Origin of the sequence: Campylobacter sp. TTU-622 (assembly GCF_016598965.1) — a bacterium.
Lineage (GTDB): Bacteria > Campylobacterota > Campylobacteria > Campylobacterales > Campylobacteraceae > Campylobacter_D.
This window is the reverse complement of record NZ_JAENKR010000190.1, coordinates 1-783: the sequence shown is the minus strand read 5'-3', so window position 1 is coordinate 783 and position 783 is coordinate 1. Positions and strand designations below refer to the sequence as shown.

Below are 783 nucleotides of genomic sequence, written 5' to 3'. Positions count from 1 at the left end.
ATACACTTTCTTTTACTGCTTGATTATCTTGTTCTAAACCTTGTTTAGTTTGAAGAATGTTTTCATTGATGGCATTAGATATTTGACCAAATTCATCATTTGTTTTTATATTAATGGTTGATACATTATTTGTTTTATGATTAATAAAATCAAAGAATGAGTTAAGACCATTTTGGATAGTGGTGAGTGGGGAGAGAAGTTTAGAAAGGATAACATAAAGCAATATGATACTAAGTGCTATCATTATAATAACAACTACTATTTGTATATAAGCCATTTTATTTGCAGAACTTTTTATCACATCCAATGATTCTGCTATACAAGCAGTATAATCTCCAATTTTAGTACAAATTCCAAATCTTTGTGAGCCATCAGCACGTTGATATTCAAAAGGTTCTAAATCAGCTTTTGTTTTAGCAATATTTGCAATTTGGTCTATATTGTAACCTTCTTTAAGTTGTTCTTTATCTGTTGAAGCAAAAACTTTATTGTTTTTATCAAAAACAAAAGTTCTTCCTGGATTAGTTTCAAATTCTTTTTGCAATTCTTCTACCAAGACATCAATTGCTAAAACTCCTATAAATTTACCATCTTTATAAAGAGCCTTTGAGTAAGTAAAACAAGGAAGATTTGAAGTTATGTCAATATAAGAAGGGGTTATATAAATTCCATTTGTTTTTAAAGCTTCCTGATAATAATCTCTTGTTCTTGCATCATAATTATCAGCTTTACCATAAATACCAAAATTCTTTCCTTTAGCATCAGAATCTGTATCACTTACAA

1 protein-coding gene is annotated in these 783 nt (G+C 28.2%); it reads right to left on the bottom strand.

Features of this window, described 5'->3' with window-relative positions; translation table 11 throughout:
- Window positions 1-783, bottom strand: a 783-nt coding sequence (locus tag JG677_RS08390; protein ID WP_267905155.1) for a PDC sensor domain-containing protein, incomplete at both ends; no start/stop codon positions are given.